This is a genomic window from Devosia beringensis (assembly GCF_014926585.1).
Lineage (GTDB): Bacteria > Pseudomonadota > Alphaproteobacteria > Rhizobiales > Devosiaceae > Devosia > Devosia beringensis.
On the sequence record NZ_CP045422.1, the window covers coordinates 3,425,677 to 3,445,732 of the forward strand.

8 protein-coding genes are annotated in these 20,056 nt (G+C 63.1%); 5 read left to right on the forward strand and 3 right to left on the reverse strand.

Annotation, left to right across the window (positions count from 1 at the left end):
* Positions 1 to 405 precede the first annotated feature (405 nt).
* Positions 406 to 2,994, reverse strand: a complete 2,589-nt coding sequence (gene mgtA / locus GDR53_RS16715; RefSeq protein ID WP_193335567.1) for a magnesium-translocating P-type ATPase — start codon at positions 2,992 to 2,994, stop codon at positions 406 to 408.
* Between the two features lie 48 nt (positions 2,995 to 3,042).
* On the reverse strand, positions 3,043 to 3,750 hold the full coding sequence (locus GDR53_RS16720; protein WP_193335568.1) for a VIT1/CCC1 transporter family protein: 708 nt from the start codon (positions 3,748 to 3,750) through the stop codon (positions 3,043 to 3,045).
* A 342-nt stretch (positions 3,751 to 4,092) separates the two neighbouring features.
* On the opposite strand from GDR53_RS16720, the gene arcD reads away from it, so the two are divergent.
* From arcD to GDR53_RS16745, 5 genes are all read left to right on the forward strand, one after another.
* On the forward strand, positions 4,093 to 5,562 hold the full coding sequence (gene arcD / locus GDR53_RS16725; protein WP_193335569.1) for an arginine-ornithine antiporter: 1,470 nt from the start codon (positions 4,093 to 4,095) through the stop codon (positions 5,560 to 5,562).
* Positions 5,563 to 5,587: 25 nt separating this feature from the next.
* On the forward strand, positions 5,588 to 6,820 hold the full coding sequence (locus GDR53_RS16730; protein WP_193335570.1) for an arginine deiminase: 1,233 nt from the start codon (positions 5,588 to 5,590) through the stop codon (positions 6,818 to 6,820).
* Between the two features lie 18 nt (positions 6,821 to 6,838).
* Complete coding sequence (locus GDR53_RS16735) at positions 6,839 to 7,840, forward strand: ornithine carbamoyltransferase (RefSeq protein ID WP_193335571.1); 1,002 nt, start codon at positions 6,839 to 6,841, stop codon at positions 7,838 to 7,840.
* Between the two features lies 1 nt (position 7,841).
* Positions 7,842 to 8,786, forward strand: a complete 945-nt coding sequence (arcC, locus tag GDR53_RS16740; RefSeq protein ID WP_193335572.1) for a carbamate kinase — start codon at positions 7,842 to 7,844, stop codon at positions 8,784 to 8,786.
* 181 nt (positions 8,787 to 8,967) lie between these two features.
* On the forward strand, positions 8,968 to 11,532 hold the full coding sequence (locus GDR53_RS16745) for a cation-translocating P-type ATPase (RefSeq protein ID WP_408639807.1): 2,565 nt from the start codon (positions 8,968 to 8,970) through the stop codon (positions 11,530 to 11,532).
* A 138-nt stretch (positions 11,533 to 11,670) separates the two neighbouring features.
* Here GDR53_RS16745 and GDR53_RS16750 read toward each other — a convergent pair whose 3' ends face one another.
* The gene (locus GDR53_RS16750) at positions 11,671 to 20,037 is read right to left on the reverse strand and encodes a GH36-type glycosyl hydrolase domain-containing protein (protein ID WP_193335573.1); all 8,367 of its coding nucleotides are present in this window, start codon (positions 20,035 to 20,037) and stop codon (positions 11,671 to 11,673) included.
* Between the last annotated feature and the right edge of the window lie 19 nt (positions 20,038 to 20,056).

The window sequence follows — 20,056 nt, forward strand, 5'->3', positions numbered from 1 at the left end:
GAAGCGCCCCATATCGGCCGTTCAGAGCGTTTGCGACGGCCACCAGAGCGAACGTCAGGATATCTGGCTGCCGCGGCGATGAAGGCGGGATAGGCCCAGGCGCGGTTCGCCAGCACCGCCGCGACCAGCACTAGCTTTATCAGCCCGTGGATGAACAGCTACCAGGCCATGAAGGACTGGGCATCGGTGGTGAAGCCATCGTCCGCCCGGCGCAGAGCATTGGCGACCAGGTCGCGCGAATCCTCCAGCAGTTCGGCTGCAGTCAGTGTAGAGACGACCTGGAGGATAAGGTCATGGCTGAGAAGGCCAGTGCGAGGCCGCCAAGGACCTCAGCCAAGCTGTGCGCGCCTTTTAGCCAGAGGCTGGCCTGAAAGACGCGCCGGAGGTCGCTTTCGGACACATGCATCAGGTCTGCCTGCCCGGATCGTTTGCCGCTGCGAGTGGGCCGCCATTCTCATGCCGGAAGAACCAGGCCTTGGCGATCTCCGTGGCTACGACGTAACCGCCGACAATAGCTACCACTGCGGCCAGTTCCGTGGCCGACAGCGGGACGAAGCCGAAGAGCGCACTGACCCCGCCCAGGAACGGGATCGCGAAGGTGGCAGACGCGACTGCAAGGGTCGACCACAGCAGCAATCGGCTTGGACTGCTGTGGAAGGCCGGCTTGCGGGTGCGCAGGACCAGAACTACCCCGAGCTCGGTCAAGAGCGAGATCATGAACCACGAGGTCTGGAATACCGCCTGGCCCGCGTGGAAGATGTAGAGCAGCACGGCGAAGGTCAGCATGTCGAAGACCGAGCTGATCAGGCCGAAGACGATCATGAATCGCTGGATGTCCTTGACGCTCCAGCGCTGCGGGCTGGACAGTCGCTCGGGGTCCACAGTATCGCTGGCGATAGCCAGCGAGGGCAGGTCCGAGAGGAAGTTGTTGAGCAGGATCTGCTTGGCCACCAGCGGCAGGAAGGGCAAAAGCGGCGTGGCCAGTGCCATGCTGATCATGTTGCCGAAGTTGGCGCTGGTAGTGATCGAGATATATTTCAGCGTGTTGGCAAAGGTTCGCCTGCCGTCCTCGACACCCTGACGCAGCACGTCCAGATCGCGGCTGAGGAGGATGATGTCGGCGCTCTCGCGGGCAACGTCCACGGCTTCGGCGACCGAGATGCCGACATCAGCGGCATGCAGCGCGGGTGCATCGTTGATCCCGTCGCCCAAATAGCCGACCGAATGGCCAGTCTGCTGCAGGGCGCGGACAATGCGTTCCTTCTGCTGCGGGTCGATCTCGACGAAGAGGTCGGTTCGCGGCGCGAGGTTCCATAGCGCCTCGTCCTTCATCCCGGACAGTTCCTCGCCGGTCAGCATCGACGCGGCGTTCAGTCCGACCGCCTCGGCCATGTGTGCGGTGACATGGCGGTTGTCGCCGCTGATGACCTTGATGGCGATGCCGAGCCGGGCGAGATTGCCGATCGTATCCCGCGCTTCGGGCTTCGGCGGATCGAGGAATACGAGGAAGCCGCGGAACACCATGTCCCGCTCGTCGTCGTGGTCATAGTCGGGCTTGACGGCAACCCGGCGTGTGGCCAGCGCGAGGACGCGGAAACCCTCTTGGCCCTTTCCCTTGAACACCGTGTCAAGGTTCTCGCGCGCACCCTGGTCCAGCGGCACTTCAGCGCCCTCGCGCTCGAATGCAGTGCAACTATCCAGAACGGTTGAGAACGCACCCTTGGTGACGATCAGATGATTCCCGGGGTCGGCGCTGTCGGCGACCACGATGGTCAGCCGCCGACGCACGAAATCGTAGGGAATTTCGTCGATCTTGGTCAGCCCCGGGATCGTCAGTCCGGCCGATGCGCCGGCAGCTACGATGGCGGCATCGAGCGGGTTCCCGATCCCTGTCTCGAGCGCGGAATTGACATAGGCGAGCTGCTTAACCTCGTCTGACGGTCGGGCTTCCGCATCCAGCACCTCGCTCAGCACGATGGTGCCCTCGGTCAGCGTGCCGGTCTTGTCGGTGCACAGCACGGTCATGCTGCCGAGGTTCTCGATGGCATCCAGCCGCCGCACGATCACGCCGCGCCTGCTCATGGCCCGTGCGCCGGCGGAGAGTGTCACGCTGATGATCGCAGGAAGGAGTTCGGGCGACAGGCCCACCGCCAATGCCACGGCGAACAGCAACGACTCGATCACAGGGCGCGCCAGCAGCAGGTTCATCGTCAGGACGAACAGGACGATGACTACCATAACGCGGATCAGCAGATAGCCAAACTGACGGACCCCGCGTGCGAAGTCGGTTTCAGGCTGGCGCGCCTGCAGTCTCGCGGCAATGGCGCCGAACTCCGTCCGCCGCCCGGTCCTAACCACCATGACCTTCGCCGTGCCGCTGCGCACCGACGCGCCCAGGAATACGGCGTTAGTCCTTTCGGCAAGCGGGGCATCGGGGGCTACGACGCCCGGCCGCTTCTCGACCGGAAAGGACTCGCCCGTCATGCTGGCCTCGGACACGAGAAAATCCTGCGCCTCGAGGATGATGCCATCGGCGGGGATCAGGTTTCCCGCCGACAGAAGGATCACATCGCCAGGCACGAGCTGCATTACCGGCAGTACCTGTTCCTGACCATCGCGCAGCACGCGGGCCGTCAGCGCGAGGCGCTTCTTCAGTTCCTCGACCGCCGTCGAAGCCCGATATTCCTGATAGAAACTGAGCAGGGAGCTGCCCAGCACGATGGCCAGGATAATCCCGGAATCGACCCATTGCTGCAGCACCAGCGAGATTGCGGCGGCAAAGGCCAGGATCAGGACCAGCGGGCTTTCGAACTGGCGTAGCAGAAGCCGCAGCGCGCTCAGGCGCGGCGCATCCTGGACGCTGTTGGGGCCGACGGCTGCAAACTGCGAAGCCGCCCTTTCCGACGTGAGCCCCCCAAGTCCCGCACCCAGAGATGCCGCCAGGGCGGTAGGGTCCTCGTTCCAGTAGCTCGCGTCACGCGCTGTGTCTGCCATGGGCTGCCCCCAGCATCAGTGATGGGCCGCCGCTATGCGCAGACGCGATCATACCACGGTTCCGAACAGCGCACCGATTCCGGCGGTCAGCGCCATGGCAAGCGCGCCCCAAAAGGTCACGCGCAGCGTCGCCTTCATCACGTTCGCACCGCCCGTCCGGGCGCCGATCGCGCCGAGGAGCGAAAGAAACAGAAGAGAGGCGGCTGAGACTCCGACCACCAGAGCGGCGCGGGGCATCAGCATCAGCAGCACCATCGCCAGCGGCATCGCGGCGCCCACCGCGAAGGTCGCTGCCGAGGTGAGCGCCGCCTGGATGGGGCGTGCCGTCGTTACCTCGGAGATCCCGAGCTCGTCGCGCGCATGCGCCGCCAGCGCGTCCTTCGCCATCAGCTGATCGGCCACCTGATGCGCGAGATCGGGCGACACGCCACGGTCGATGTAGATACGCGCCAGCTCCTCGCGTTCGCAGTCGGGCTGGGTGGAGAGTTCAGCGCGCTTGCGTGCAAGATCGGCCTCTTCGCTGTCGGACTGCGAGCTGACAGAGACATACTGGCCGGCTGCCACGGACGTCGCGCCAGCCACAAGCCCGGCAACGCCGGCCACCAGCACCTCTGAGGTCGCGGCCGACGCCGCCGCAACGCGGACGATCAGACTTGCGGTTGAGACGATGCCATCATTCGCGCCCAGCACGGCTGCCCGCAGCCAGCCGATGCGTGAGACGAGATGGGATTCGGGATGCGAATGAAGGCGCGACATGGCAGATCCCGGGGATTGCTTTTCAATTCTACGTCTCGAGCTTCTACTTTGATAGTTTGAACAGCGGTGTTGGAAATGAGAAGGCGATCGCGGGACCGTATCTATCGGTCGGGGATGAACACTTAAAGCAACTTCTCACATATCCTACGGTTAAGTATTTCAAGCGCCTTGACCTGGATCAATAAGCCGCGGACCAGGGGGGGTGATAATACGTCTAGTCCAGTCAAGTGCCATTGAACACCTAATATCCTCGCGGAATTGATCAGGCACTTCGGCGATAGCCGCTTCTGGAGGAGTGGCGACCGACGCCGATACAAACCCTGGGTTTGGGAGAGAGAAAGCATGGCTATCACGGGTCTCGAAGGGGCGCCGAAGGCCGATAGCAGGTCATCCGGCAAGCTCGGATTGGTCTCGCTTGTCGCCCTCGTCGTAGGTTCAATGATTGGCGGCGGCGTTTTCAGCCTGCCGCAGAACATGGCCAAGGGTGCATCTCCGGGTGCCGTCGTCATCGGCTGGCTGATCACCGGCATCGGCATGCTGGCGCTGGCCTTCGTCTATCAGGGACTGTCGACCCGAAAGCCTGCGCTCGACGCCGGTCCCTATGCCTATGCTCGGGCCGGCTTCGGCGATTTCGTCGGCTTCAACAGTGCCTGGGGCTACTGGCTCAGCGCCTGGCTCGGCAACGTCTCGTATGTCGTGCTGATCTTCGGCGCCCTGAGCTATTTCTATCCGGCCTTCGGCGCCGAGGGGAACACGGTGCAGGCGATCATCGGCGCCTCGGTCGTTCTGTGGATCACCCATGCGCTGGTCCTTATGGGTATCCGGCAGGCCGCCATCATCAATGTCGTTACCACGATCGCGAAACTGCTACCTATCCTGCTGTTCATCCTGCTGGTGGCGTTGGCGTTCAACCCGCCGAAGATCAGCATTGATTTCTGGGGGACGCAGACACCCGACCTTGGCAGCATCATGGACCAGGTCAAAAGCACGATGCTTGTCACGCTCTGGGTCTTCATCGGGATCGAAGGCGCAAGCGTTGTCTCTGGCCGCGCCGCCAGACGGGAGGACATTGGTCGCGCCACGATCATCGGATTCGTCATCGCGCTCGGCGTCTATTTGTGCGTATCGTTGCTATCCTTCGGCGTCATGAACCAGGCTGAACTCGCCGGCCTGCCTTCGTCGGCGTCGATGGCCAACGTGCTGGAACAGGTCGTTGGTCCCTGGGGTTCGGTTCTCGTGCGGATCGGGCTTGTCATCTCGGTGGCTGGCGCGTTCCTGAGCTGGACTTTGTTTGCCGCCGAAATTCCGTATCGTGCAGCGAAGGAGGGCATGCTGCCGAAAATCTTTGCGGCCGAAAACGCGAACGGATCTCCCGCCGGGGCGCTTTGGATCACCAACATTTTCGTGCAGATTTCCCTCATCGTCACGCTTTTCTCGAACTCGACCTATCTTGCTCTGTTCTACATCGCCTCGACGGCGATCCTGGTGCCCTATGTCCTCTCCGGCGCTTATGCGCTCAAGCTTGCGCTGAGCGGCGAAGGCTACGGCGCGGGCGAGCGGCGTGGGCGCGACATGTTCGCCGGCGCGCTGGCCACGGTTTATGGCGCGTGGCTGATCTATGCCGCAGGGCCAAATTACCTGCTGATGTGCGCCATCCTCTATGCCATCGGGGTTCCGGTCTACTGGTTCGCCCGTTCCGCGAGGGGCGAAAAGGCCTTTTCCGGTATTGAGGCGGTGATCGGCATGGGGATCGTGATCGCTGCAGGCATCGCCGCCTACCTGATGTGGACCGGCGCCATCAGCGCGCTTTGACCCCCTTGAATTGAGGAACCCTGTGATGAAGGCGGAAATGAAACTCGGGGTCCATTCGGAGACCGGAAAGCTGCACCAGGTCATCGTCTGCCGCCCGGGCCTTGCCCATCGGCGCCTGACGCCGGCCAATTGTCAGGAATTGCTGTTCGACGATGTGTTCTGGGTCAAGCAGGCACAAAAGGACCATGACGTCTTTGCCGCAACCATGCGCGGCGAAGGCGTCGAGGTGCTGGATGTCAACGTGCTTCTGGCCGAGACATTGGAAACGGAGGAAGGCCGCGCCTACGTGCTGGACCACAGGATCAGCGCCGATCAGGTCGGCGTTGGTATGATCAGCGAATTGCGCGGCTGGATGGATGAGCTGCCGGGCGCCGACCTGGCCGAATACCTTCTGGGCGGACTGGCCGCAGACGATCTGCCATTCAGCCCTACTGGTCTGTTCGGCGGCTACCTCGGCCATCACGGTTTCATCCTGCCGCCTCTGCCGAATGCGCTGTTCACCCGCGACAACTCTGCCTGGATTTATGGTGGCGTTGTCGTGAACCCGATGTACTGGGCCGCACGCCGCCCGGAAACCTTACTGAACACGGCAATCTACCGGTTTCACCCTGCGTTCGCCGGCAAGGCCGAAATCCATTGGGGCGATCCGACCAAGGAGCACGGGCTGGCCACGCTCGAGGGCGGCGACATCATGCCGGTCGGCAACCGCACGGTTCTGGTCGGCATGGGCGAGCGGTCGTCGCCACAAGGCATCGGGCAGCTGGCACAAGCGCTTTTCGCCAAGGGTCTTGTGGACCGCGTTCTGGCCTTTCGCATCCCGAAATCGCGCGCAGCGATGCACCTCGACACCGTGTTCACGCTGTGCGGCGGGGATGTGGTGACGACCTTCAAGGAAGTTGCCGACGAACTGACTTGCTACGACATCCGTCCCGGCGAGGGAACGGCGCCGCTGGCGTTCCGCCTCGACCCGCGCCCGATCTTCGAAATCGTGGCCGAAGTTCTTGGCTACAAGAAACTGCAGATCGTGCCGACCGGCGGCAACACCCAGGAAGAGCGGGCCCGTGAGCAGTGGAATGACGGCAACAACGTGCTGGCACTGCGCCCCGGGGTCGTAGTCGGCTATGACCGTAACGACGATACCAATGCAGCTCTCAAGGCCGTCGGCGTCGAGGTGTTGGCAATTCCTGGTGCGGAGCTTGGGCGTGGCCGCGGTGGCGCACATTGCATGAGCTGCCCGACCATCCGCGACCCAATCTGACCAAAAGGAGCCGAGACAATGGCCTTTAACCTGAAAAACCGCAGCCTTCTGACGCTGCGCGATTATACTCCACGAGAGATCGGTTTCCTGATAAAGCTCGCGGCCGATCTCAAGACCGCAAAATATGCCGGCACCGAAGTTCCCAGGCTTCAGGGCAAGGATATAGCCTTGATCTTCGAAAAGGATTCGACCCGGACCCGCGTCGGCTTCGAGGTCGCCGCCTATGATCAGGGGGCTCGTGTCACCTATCTGGGACCAACTGGCAGCCACATCGGTCACAAGGAATCGGTCAAGGACACCGCCCGGGTTCTGGGGCGCATCTATGATGCGATCGAATATCGCGGATTTGCTCAGGAGATCGTCGAGCAACTGGCCAAGTATTCCGGTGTTCCAGTCTACAACGGATTGACCAAGGAATTCCACCCGACCCAAATCCTGGCCGATTTCCTTACCATGCAGGAGCATGTTGAAAAGCCGCTGCGCCAGGTTTCCTATGCCTTCATCGGAGACGCGGCAAATAACATGGGCGACAGCTTGCTGATCGGCGGCGCCAAGATGGGTATGGACGTGAGGCTTTGCGCGCCCAAGGCATGCTGGCCGTCAGCGGACATCAAGGAAGAGGCCCGGGCCATTGCCACTGAAACAGACGCACGGATCATGATCACCGACGACGTCGATGCCGCTGTGAAGGGTGTCGATTTCGTCTACACCGACGTCTGGGTCTCGATGGGGGAACCCCAAGAGAAATGGGCCGAGCGGATCGAGCTGCTGATGCCCTATCAGGTCAATGCGGCGCTGATGGCGAGAACCGGCAATCCGCGAACCCGCTTCATGCATTGCCTGCCCGCCTTCCACAACACTGAGACATCCGTGGGTGCCGACATCGAGGCTAAATTCGGCATCAGCGCGATGGAAGTGACCGATGACGTGTTCGAGAGCCCGGCCTCGATCGTCTTCGACCAGGCCGAGAACCGGCTGCATACGATCAAGGCGGTGCTTGTCGCCACGTTGGGTGCTTGAGGTGCTGGTGGTCGCCGCCCTTGGTGGAAACGCGTTGTTGAAACGCGGTGAGCCGCTGACGGCTGAGGCGCAGCGCGCCAATGTGAAACAGGCGGCCAAAGCGCTGGCCGCGATCGTACGGGCGGGACACCCTCTGGTCGTCACCCACGGCAACGGGCCGCAGGTCGGTCTTCTGGCACTGCAGGGTGCCTCCTACAAGCCAGACGAGGCCTATCCCCTCGACGTGTTGGGCGCCGAGACAGAGGGCATGATCGGCTACATGATCGAACAGGAACTCGAGAACGCGCTCGGCCATGACCGGCCGGTGGCGACCCTGCTGACGCAGATCATCGTGGATGGTCGCGATCCGGCCTTTGCAAAGCCGACGAAATTCGTGGGCCCTGTCTACGAGAGAGAAGAAGCCGAAACCCGGGCGAAGGCCGCGGGTTGGGCGATTGCCGCAGATGGCCCAAAGTGGCGGCGCGTCGTGGCCTCGCCCAGGCCGTTGGAAATCCCGGATCTGCGCGTTCTCAAGCTGTTGCTGGAACAAGGGGTGATCGTCATCTGCGCCGGCGGTGGCGGTATCCCTGTCGTCCGGCGCGGCGATGGCAGCCTGATCGGCATCGAGGCGGTCATCGACAAGGATGCAGCCAGCGCACTGCTTGCCCGGCAGCTTGGGGCCGATGCGCTCCTGCTTCTGACCGATGTCGATGGCGTCTATCGCGACTTCGGCACGGAACGCGCGGCGCGGATCGCCGAACTGACAGTGGTCGAAGCGCGTGCCTTCGATGCGCCCGCCGGTTCCATGGGGCCAAAGCTGCGCGCCGGATCTGATTTCGCCACGGCCGGCCGCTTCACCGGCATCGGTCGGCTGGAGGACGCCATCGCAATTCTGGACGGCCGCACCGGCACGCGCATCGTCACACCGGACGAGGCTCAGGAAGAACCTGGTGGGGCGCTCGTCTGACACATTCGGCGACTTTCCGGACGGCAAAGGGGGCAAGGTTCGGCATTCTCGTCAAATAGGTCTCCGCCAGTGATTTGCCCAAGGCGAATATGCTCCGGAACGAAGTGCATGGTGTTCACGACGCTGCCCGTCAGGCTCATCACAGGTTTGTTTCCATCCAGGAGAGGTCTGCAGTTTGACATTGTCCATTACGAAACCGCAGGGGTCAGCACCGTCACATCAAGGCCTCACCAAGGCCGAGGCCGAGGCCCGGCTTGCTGCCGAGGGCTACAACGAACTGCCGCGTGCGCGTCGTCGCACACCCTTTCGGATCGTGCTGGAGGTCCTGCGCGAACCGATGCTGGCGCTGCTGATCGTAGGGGGTGTGGTCTATCTGTTGCTTGGCAGCCTGGAAGAGGCGCTGGTTCTGCTGGCCTTCGCCTGCCTGTCGGTGGGTATCACCGTGGTGCAGGAGGCGCGGACCGAACGGGTGCTGGAGGCGCTGCGCGACCTGACCAGTCCGCGCGCACTGGTGATCCGGGGCGGCGATCGGCTGCGGATCGCCGGGCGCGAGGTGGCACGTGGCGACCTGATCGTGCTGTCCGAAGGCGACAGGGTGCCCGCCGACGCTGTGCTTCTGGAGGCAACGGGCCTTTCGGCCGATGAATCCCTCCTGACGGGCGAGGCCGTTCCTGTCCGCAAGCGGGTGGGAACGCCCGATCCCGACACCCGTCCGGGCGGTGAGGATCTGCCCGTGGTCTTCTCGGGCAGCCTTATCGTCGGCGGATCGGCCATCGCCGAGGTGACGGCGACCGGGCCCGCCAGCGAGATCGGCAAAATCGGCGCCTCGCTCGCCACGCTGGAAACCGAGACTCCGCATCTGCAGCGCCAGATGCGCAGGCTGGTCATCTGGTTCGCCGCGCTGGGGGGCGCGGTCAGCGTGGCGGTAGTGGTCCTCTATGGACTGTTGCGCGGCGGCTGGCTGGAGGGGGTTCTTGCGGGCATCGCCGTGGGCATGTCGATGCTGCCCGAGGAATTCCCGATGGTGCTGGCCGTCTTCATGGCGATGGGGGCGTGGCGGATCTCCAAGGTCAGAGTGCTGACGCGGCGTGCCTCGGCGATTGAGACGCTGGGCGCGGCCTCGGTGCTGTGCACCGACAAGACCGGCACCCTGACCGAGAACCGCATGACGATTGCCGAATTGCGCCTGTCCGACGGAACGCCGGCCACAATCGGCGAAACGGCCTTGCCAGAGGCCTTTCGCGAGCTTTCGGCAGCGGGGGTCTTGGCTTCGGCCCCCGAACCGTTTGACCCGATGGAGAAGGCGTTTCATGCGCTGGCCACAGCGGACCTGCGCGCCGGGGAAACCCTGCCCGGGGCGGGCCGGAGGCTGGTGCGCACCTATGGGCTGTCACCCGATCTGCTTGCCATGTCGCAGGTCTGGGCAACTGATGGCGCGGGCTGGCAGATCGCCGCCAAGGGCGCACCCGAGGCGATCGCCGACCTATGCGCGCTGGACACGGCCGCCCGCGCCACGGTTACTGCGCAGGTGAACGACATGGCGCAGGCGGGCCTGCGGGTGCTGGGGGTGGCCGATGCCGCGTTTTCCAGCGCCGGCCTGCCAGACAGCCAGCGCGCGTTCGCCTTTCGCTTTCTGGGCCTCGTCGGTCTCGCCGATCCTCTGCGCACCTCGGTGCCCGAGGCGGTGGCGCTGTGCCGCAGCGCAGGGATCCGGATCATCATGATCACCGGCGACTATCCGGCCACGGCGCAGGCCATCGCGGCGCTGGCAGGATTGCAGGGCGGCCGGGTGATCGCCGGGGCCGACCTTCAGGCGATGCCGGACGCTGATCTGGTTGCCGCTGTGCAGGATGTCAGCATCTTCGCCCGCATCATGCCGGAACAGAAGCTGCGCATCGTCAACGCGCTGAAGGCCTCGGGCGCCGTTGTGGCCATGACAGGCGACGGCGTGAACGACGCGCCGTCGCTCAAGGCGGCAGATATCGGCGTGGCGATGGGCGGGCGCGGGACTGATGTGGCGCGCGAGGCGGCCAGCATCGTGCTGCTGGATGACGATTTCGGCTCCATCGTCACCACCGTGCGATTGGGGCGGCGGATCTACGACAACCTGCGCAAGGCTATGAGTTTCATCCTGGCAGTGCATGTGCCGATCGCAGGGCTGGCACTGATGCCGCTTCTGTTCGGGATGCCGATCCTTTTCGGCCCTATGCACATCGCCTTTCTGGAAATGGTGATCGACCCGGTCTGTTCTCTGGTCTTCGAGGCCGAGACTGAGGAGGAAGGCGTGATGGACCGTCCGCCGCGCTCGCCTGCCGAGCCCCTGTTCTCTGTCCCCACCATCCTCTGGAGCCTGGTCCAGGGTGCGATGGTTCTAGCGGCGACCGCCACGATCTTCGCGCTTGCCCCCGGTTACGGGCTGGAGGCCGATCAGGTTCGCGGGCTGACCTTCGCTTCGCTGGTCTTTGGGATCGTTGCGCTGATCTTGGTGGACCGCTCGCTGTCGTCCTCCGTCATCACTGCAATCCGGCGGCCCAACCGGGCGCTGGCGGTTGTGCTTCCGATCGTCGCCGTCCTTCTGGCAGTCACCCTGTTCTGGCAGGCCGCCCGCGACCTGTTTGGTTTCGCGGCACTGGACCCGGTATTCCTGGCCGTTCCGGCGCTGGCCGGTCTGGCCGTACTGCTGGTGCTCGAGGCGCTCAAGCCGATCTGGCGGCGCACCGTCCGCGTTGGCGCAACATCGCAATAGCGAATCTGTGGATATCTGCGGAATAGATCCGGAGCTGCCATGGACTGCGGAATAGCCTGCTGCGAGCCGAACACCGGCCTTTGCCGAAGGTCTTGGCGGCACGGAAATCAACGTGAATCTCGCCAGGCGGGCAAGCTGCTATCTTGTAGGCTTGCGCACGGGCGTAGCGGCCGAGTACAGGAGCACCCTGACTTTTCGGGTCTTGCCGGACCCCGGGAACGCGATGGGGGCCAGCGTCTTGCGCGGCCGACCATCAACGAAGAGCTGCATTTCCCCATGCCCAAGCCTGTCCGGGTCCTCGATGACCACTTCGATGCTGCCGCTTTCGGTTCGGACCGTCGCAGTAAACCCGCCCCAGTCGCGCGGCAGGCAGGGAGCTATCGCCAGACGCCCCTTCTTGAGCTGCAGACCGAGGATCGCCTCGACGCCAAGCTGCCAGGTCCAGCCAGCGGCGCCCGTATACCAGGACCATCCACCAAGCCCGATATTTTGTCCCGGCCCATAGACATCGCCGGGCAACACGTAGGGCTCGCGCACGTAATGCCGAGCTCCGCTGTTACTTTGGGTGCGCCGGATGGGGTTGATGATGTCGAACACCTGCCAGGCCCCGTTGCCGTCACCCAGCCCGGCGAGTGCATGCCCAAACCACGCCGCCGAATGGGTATATTGTCCACCGTTCTCGCGGATGCCGGGCGGATAGGCCCGGATATAGCCGGGATCGCGCGGCGTCTGCTGGAAGGGCGGATCAAGCAGTTGCACAAGCCGCCTGTCCGGATGAACCAGCCGGGATCGGGCGGATGACATTGCTGTTCGCATCCGCTTCCGGGGTGCCACGCCCGCAATGACGGCCCAGGATTGCGCGATGGAGTCGATCTGGCATTCGTCGTTTTGATGCGAGCCCCACGGCTTGCCCTCATCGTCGAAGGCCCGGATGTACCACCTGCCGTCCCAGGCGCTGGTTTCAATTGCCGCCGCAAGACTTCCGGCATAGGCCCTCAGGGCAGCCGCATGTCGCTTGTCACCGTGCTTTTCCAGCAGCGGTGCGAAACGCTTGATTGTTGCGATCTGGAACCAGGCCAGCCAGACGCTTTCGCCACGCCCCTCATCGCCGACCCGGTCCATGCCATCGTTCCAGTCACCGGTGCCGATGAGCGGCAGTCCATGCAGGCCGGTGCTCATCATCCTGTTGAGTGCACGGGTGCAATGTTCGAGTAATGTCGCCGTAGCTCCGGCCTCGAATAGTGCATAGCGGTCCTGTTCTTGAGCCTTGAGTGGCTCCGCTTTGAGAAACGACACAGCATCGGCAAGGATCGAGTCGTCGCCTGTTGCCTCGACATAGCGGGCGGTGACATGGGCCAGCCAAATGAAGTCGTCCGAACAATGCGTGCGCACACCGCGTCCCGATGGTGGATGCCACCAGTGCAGGGCGTCCCCGTCTTCAAACTGATGCGCGGCGGCGAGGAGGATCTGCGCGCGGGCGCGTTCCGGTTCACTTGTCAGCACGGCCAGAACATCCTGAAGCTGGTCGCGATAGCCAAAGGCGCCGCCTGCCTGATAAAAGCCAGCGCGCGCCATCAACCGCGAGGCGATTGTCTGGTAGAGAAGCCAGCGGTTCACCATCAGATCGAATGCGGGATCGGGCGTCTTGACCTGCACGGCACTGAGCCGCTTCTTCCAGGACGCTTCCACCGAGGCGAGCGCTTGGACCGCCTGCGCCGGTTCGCGCCATTTCCTGACCAATCCGAGCGTCTCGGCGTGGCTCGCCCCCTGCCCGAGAACGAACGTCACTTCCTTGGTCGCGCCGGGTTCGATATCAAGATGCACCTGATAGGCAGCGCAAGTATCGCCGCCCGGCGCAAAGCTTCCGCCGAGATCCCAGTGCCGCAGAGCGGCTGGATTGACGACATTCCCCTCGCTGCCGAGAAAATCATAGCGACTGCCGGTGACGCTATGGGCTGGCAGGGTCGCCGTCAGAAATGCCACGCGCCCGGCGAATTCCGGGTTCCACCCGTTTTCAGCCAGGATGGCATGGCTTTCCGCGTCATATACGCAGCTCGTGAAGGGTTTGGCCCGGCTCGCCATCGCCCCCAGAAGCCATTCGGCGTAGTAAGTCGCCGTGATACGCCGGGCCGCGTCGGTGCGATTGATCAACTTCAGGGTGACAATCTTGACCGGGTCATCGGGGGGTACAAAAGCCCGCAAGGTCTGTTCAAGACCCCGGCTATTGCGCCGCCACTCCGTCAAACCCATCCCGTGCCGAACCTGACAGGCCTGCTCTGCACCCAAAGGCGCAGGCGTGGGCGTCCACACCGCGCCATCCTGCTCGTCGCGCAGATAGAGGACTTCACCAGGCGTTTCGCTGACCGGATCATTCGACCATGGCGTTAGCCGGTTTTCGCCGCTGTTGAGGGCCCAGGAGAAGCCGAGGCCGGCCTCGCTGACAATGGTGCCGAAGCCGTCATTGGCAATCACATTGCACCAGGGCGCGGGCGTTTTCTCGCCCGCCCCAAGATGAATGAGATAGTCGCCGTTCTTCGGATCAAAGCCGCCGATCCCGTTGTCGAATTGTAGACCATCGGGTCGGGAAAGCTCAGGCATTTCGTGATATGGGGTCGCGCCCGATGGCATGAACTGCGTCGGCACCGCACGCCGTTCCAGAACGCCATCGAGCTTAGTGGACAGCGAGGCGTCATCATCATTGAGGATAACAGTCGCAGCAGCCGTCAGACGCTGCAGGCTTTCAGGTGTCATTGCTGCGCTGCTGAGCAGATGGATGCCGCCCGCCGTCCCCAGACTGGCGTAGGCGCCGGTTTCGCGCAGAATTGCCAGTATTCGTTCACGCAGCGGCGCTTCATAGCCCGCCGGTTCGCTTCGTAGCACCACCAGATCGCAGCGCATGGCGCCGAGGAGCCAGAGGTTTTGTGCTTTGACAAGGAGTTCGAGCAGTTGGGAGGGTATCTCCTGGGCCATCCGCAACAGCAGGATCGGAAGATCGCCCGAAATGCCGAACTGCCAAAGATCGGGTTGCCGCGCATTGTTGGCGCCAATTCCAACGGGCGTCTCGCGGAAATTGGCGTGCGGCATCTGCAGCAGCGAAGCGAGCACCTGAAGTTCTGGCAGGCGTCCTGGTTCAATGCCGAGACGGTCGACCTGGCGTGCCGCCGCCCGGCCCGCATCACGCCTGATCGGTTCTAGACCCTGCAGCGCATGGCGCTGGGCGATTTCAAGCACTTCTCCGCGCGAGGTTCCCGCGACCGTGACGAATGCGAAGCGCCTGGTTTCACCCGGCTCAAGGGCGATCATTGTTTGCAGACTCATGATGGGATCGAGCGTGGACCCTACCGTTCCGCTCAATCCCTCGGCAAGCGCCGCTGGCCGGCGCTGATTGCCGAGACGGCCGATAAAGCGCGCCCGGTCGGTCTCGTGGTAGGTGACCGTGATCTCCGGATCGTCGGCTACCAGCGTGTGCAGCAGGACCGGAGGCTTCATTTCCGGCCGCCGCGGCCGGCGGGTAAACAGTAGGCCCTGCAGCGGCCCCAGATAATCGCTCTCTACGAACAGCTTGCTGAAAGCGGGATGGCGTTCGTCCTCGAGAGGCGGGGCCAGCACGACCTCCGCATAGCTGGTGAATTCGATCCGGCGCGGCCTGTTGCTCTCATTGGTCACCGAGATCTCGCGGATATCGCTGTCATCGGCCGGTGAAACGCAAACCTCCATGCGCACCGCAATACCGTTTGTGCGCTGGAAGAATTCGGCCATGTGCTGGTGAAAGATGACAGTCGAATCCGGACTTACCACGCCTGTGGGCAGCCGCCCCGGCGTCCACAGATCGCCGGTCTCGGCATCGCGTATATATATCCAGTACCCACAGCCGTCACTGGAGGCATCGGGTCGCCACCGCGTCAGACTGGTATCGCGCAGCATCATGCCGCCCGCTCCTGACTCCGATATCCACGAGGCCATCCGCCCGTTGCCCAGCATCTGCATCTGCGGCACCATGGCCTGGCGAGAGGGCACCCAGGATGGCAGCGCCTGGACGGCACGTTCCTTGCGCGCCGCGAGGCTTTCCTCATCAAGACGTCCCTTTTCCACCGGTGCGTCCCATGGCACGCGTTCTAGCAGCAATTGCTCGACTGTCTGCATCCGCCGCCCGGACAGCGCCCGGCGCACAAAAACGTCGTTGTCCAGCGCATTGGCGATCGCGGCCATGGTCATGCCGTGGTGATGAGCCATGTAGTTACGGACGAGGTTGAACGCTCTCCCCTCAGCGACCCGGCTCGGCGTGTAATCGATAGCGTCGTGAAAGCCATAGATGCCGACGGCGCCAAGGTCCTGCATATCCCGCATGTTGCGCACGGCTGCGCCAGGCCAGCAACACAAGGCCAGCGCACTCGCGTAGGGTGCGACAACCAAGTCCTCGGTCAGGCCGCGCCGCAAGCCGAGCCCCGGAACGCCAAATGCGCGATACTGGTAGTTGCCGTCAGAATCGGTCGCGGCGAAGGCCGATTCCGAAATACCCCAGGGCACACCGCGCTCTCGTGCATAGACACGCTGGAAATCAACCGCGGCCATCTCGCTTTCGCCCAACAGCGTGTCACGCTGACCGGGCAGGAAAATCGGCGGCATCAGATACTCGAACATCGAGCCGTTCCAGGACAACACCGCCGGGCGGTTCTTCAACCGCGTGACCGGCCGCCCGAGCGAGAACCAGTGTTCGATCGGCACGTCATGCTTGGCAATGGCGAAGAAACTCGCAATGCGCGCTTCGGTCGCCAGAAGATCATAGTGATTGGAATCGAGCTGGCCGGTGCTGACATTGTAGCCAATCCTGAACAGTCGCGCCTGGGCGTCATAGAGGAAGGTGAAATCCATCCCGTGGGCGGTTTCCTCACAGCGCGTAGCCAAGTCCAGCAAATCAGACCGCAAGGCCTGCTGTGCTCCGATGCCGCTCTCAATCGTCTCGCGCATCCGGTCTAGCCAGCCGCGCTGAACCGCACTCCAGTCTTGTGCCAAACCCGCCGTTTCAAGGATGTCGACAGCGCGGCTTTCGTATTCCCTAAGCGCGGCCATCTTCAAGGCGGGCGACAAGGTGCCGAACAGGTCGCCGGCAATCGTCTCCAGCCCTGCGGGCGCATCGGCGATGAGCGCAATCCAAGGCAACAGGCTTTGGGTTTCTCGCACCAGGGCCCGGACATGATGATGGGTGCGCTCAAGCCAGACATGGGCCTCGGTCAGATGCTTCTCGCTGGCATCGGAGGACGCCGAAACACACGCCGCAACCGCCCGATCAAGCGCTGGCAAATGGCTCTTGCTGATGGCGTCGAGCGACCTGTGCCAGTTCGCATCCCTACCCGTCGCTTGAGTCAGGGCGTCTTCAATCACCGCTTCGCATTGGTCCACCGCATCCTGCCCTGCTGCCGACAGCGACCGAACCGCCTCAAAAAGCATATCCAGAGTGCATTTCAGACCCTGCCAGATTGCCGCGTCGACTGCCGGCGCGTCGGCGGCCTCCAGGCAGCCCGTGCGCAGCGCAACCAGACTGACAGCCAGATTACCGCTGTCAACAGTCGAGACGTAGCGCGGCTCCAGTGATGCCAGGGTACGCGTGTCAAACCAGTTGAGAATGTGGCCACGATAGGACTCCAGCCGCTCGATGGCCGTGAATGCGTTGCGAATCCGCAGAACGAAATCGGTACTTCCGACAAAGCCGAAGTCGTGGGCAGCCTTAGCCGAAACGAGGAAAAGCCCGATATTGGTCGGGGACGTGCGGTGGGCAATTTTGATTTTTGGCGCTTCCTGGAAATTGTCAGGCGGCAACCAGTTATCCTCCGGTCCGGCAAAGGTCTCAAAGTAGAGCCAGGTTCGGCGCGCAATGTGTCGGAGGAATCTGCGATCATCGTCGTGCAATGTTTCCTGGCGCAAGACGCGTGGCTTGCTCAGCCACACTGCAATCTCGGGTGCCAGCAGCCAGAGTAGGAGAATAGGTGCCGCCGGCAGCAGGGACGAGGCCCTGTACAACGCCAGATCGACCCAAAGCAGCAGGGCGACCGCAGTCGATGGCCACATCATGCGCCAGGTATCGCGTCGCGTGTTGCAACTCTGGAGCAGGGAACTGGCATGGGCAGCCGAGCGCCATTCCAAGAAGTGCTTTCCGCTTGTGCCCAATCGCCACAGCGTGCGGAAGATCGCATCAAGCGAGAGCAGCGTATCGCTGACCAGAAACGCAATCGTCAGGAACCAGCGTCCAAACCGCTCGCCAAAACGGCTGGCGAGATCGCCGAAAAACACCAGCCGCGCGCTACCGAAAATTGCCGCTTGCAGCTCGCCCACCAGATGGGCGGCCGGCGCCAGGACTGCGAACGCCGTCCAAAGCCAAGCGCTGCCCGGCAGCAGCAGCCAGCCGCCAACGAAAAACAGCAGCAGCGCTGGCGCCACCAGGCTGCGGCGAAGATTGTCGATAATCTTCCAGCGGTCCAGGCTGGAGAGAACATTGGGAACCGATTGCCCATCCGCACTCGGCGCCTTGCGGCCAAGCCAAGGCAAGAGCTGCCAATCGCCGCGCGTCCAGCGATTCAGCCGGATCCCGTATTCGACATAGGTCGCGGGGAAATCCTCATAAAGGACGATATTGGTTGCCAACGCCGTACGCCCATAGAGACCCTCGAACAAGTCGTGACTAAGTACAGCATTTTCCGGTATCCGGCCTGCCAGACTCTGGTGAAAGGCAGCGACATCATAAATGCCCTTGCCGACGAATGTCCCGGTACCGAACAGGTCCTGATAGACGTCCGAAACCGCCCACGAATAGATGTCGATGGCCGTGTCGCCGGCATAAAGGCGGCAGAACAGCGAGACCGGGACATTGAGGGGCAGTATCTCGACCCGTGGCTGCACGATGGCGTATCCGGCGACGACCTTGCCCGTGTGCGGATCGATGACCGCCCGATTCAGTGGATGGGCCAGCGTACCAACCAGCTTAGCCGCCGAGCCCGGGGGCAAGGTCGTGTCGGCATCAAGCGTGATGACAAAGCGGGTGCCGCGCAGGCGGTGCAGCGCACCTTCATGGAAAGCAAAATTGTCGATGGGCCCACCAAGAAGGAAGGCGTTGAACTGTTCGAGCTTGCCGCGCTTTCTCTCCCACCCCATCCAGCAGCCCTCTGACGGGTTGAAGCGGCGCGCCCGATGCAGCAAGAAGAACGGGTCGCGGTCACCACCGCCATAGCGCGCGTTAAGGGCACGTATGGCGTCAATCATGGCCTTGTCGATGTCTTCGTCGTGCGGACCATGTTCGGCGGGCGCGTCAGCATAGTCCGAAAGCAGCACAAACCGCAGCATCGGATCGGGGTTCGACAGGTAGCGGATTTCCAGCCGCTCCATGATGCCGGCAATCTCGTCGGCTCGACTGACGATGACCGGCACCGCCACGCAGGTCAGGCTGTCCTGGGGTATGCCTTTGCGAAAATCCATCACCGGCAGCAGGCGCGGCCGCGTGGCCCGCGCGATGAGCCAATGCAGGATCGAGATACTGAGAACCGTCGCTGGCAGCAGCGACAAGAGCACGCCGCCGATTTGTGCGGGCAGCCCTGCACCTGTGCCGACAATATGCAGGACCGGCCATACCAGCGCCATGCCTACGAACGCCACCAGTGCGAGTGCATAGGTCTTGCCGACATGCCGCAAGGCAAAGCGGCGCAGCCGTTCCTGACCGCGAACGCTAAAACCCAGCTTGCGTTCCAGTACCTCACGACCGTCATCGATCAGCCAATACCCCACATGACGGGAGCGCTGCCGGTCGGGTGCCGCGCGCGCGAGCTCGAGGGCGATCTGAACAATCTCCAACTCACCGGTATCCGATCCGGAGCTTAGGATCTCGACCACATTGCGGTACCAGTCGCGCGTCTCGAAATCCATCCGGCCATAGACCCCGGCAGGGTCCGCATGCAACAGGGCCTCGGTCACGCTGGTTGTGTCGACGACATCGCGCCATTCGATCCCCTGCACCGCTATGATGGTGGTGATGGCCTGCGCAATGGAATTGACCGGATCCTGGCGTCGACTGTCGTCGACAAAACGGCTGTAGACGAGCGGCGGCGCAAGGGTCGGCTCGAGCGCTTCAAAGCCGCACGCCAGCATCTCCAGACTGGCCAGACGCAACATCGAGGGCAGCGCCCAGAGCTCAGCAGTCGTCAACGGTACGATTTGCTGAAAGGCGTCCAGGAAACTGACCAAGACCGACATGGTGACCTGGGACCGCGTTGCCAGTATCTCATGGGCGATTGCCAATATGCGGGGCTGGGCAGCTTTCCCATCGGCCATGACATGGAGCCGGCGATAGAAGTCGGCAGGCATGTCGCCACGGACCTCACGGATAGCCCGCGATACCTGATAGTCGTTGTCCAGCAGCCAGTCGGCGGCGCGCGCCTGCTCGGGTCCGGGTGTGGTGCAGAACCGCTTGACGCCTTCCAGCCAGCCCGGCAGCAGGTCGATCTTGTTCAGGACATCCAAGGCTATGGGCGGCGGGGGT